Consider the following 275-nt stretch of genomic DNA (forward strand, 5'->3'; position numbering starts at 1 on the left):
CAAACTCTCATTAAAAGTTTGAGTTCTTAACTCACTGTTTTGTCATCGCTGACTTATTGTTTTTCTTGACAGGTTATTTTCATAACCCGCACTTGCTTCGTCTTGTTCAGTTTTCAATGGACTTCTCTTATGAGACAGATTATTAAAATCATCGGGAAGACAGGATTCGAACCTGCGACCCCTTGGTCCCAAACCAAGTACTCTACCAAGCTGAGCTACTTCCCGAAATGCACCCTAGAGGAGTCGAACCTCTAACCGCCTGATTCGTAGTCAGG

1 tRNA gene is annotated in these 275 nt (G+C 42.9%); it reads right to left on the reverse strand.

From position 1 onward, the window contains the following. Nucleotides 1-151: 151 nt before the first annotated feature. Nucleotides 152-225: transfer RNA gene (locus tag EAF07_RS10490), tRNA-Pro, on the reverse strand. Between the last annotated feature and the right edge of the window lie 50 nt (nucleotides 226-275).

Source organism: Streptococcus hillyeri, assembly GCF_003686955.1.
Taxonomy (GTDB): domain Bacteria; phylum Bacillota; class Bacilli; order Lactobacillales; family Streptococcaceae; genus Streptococcus; species Streptococcus hillyeri.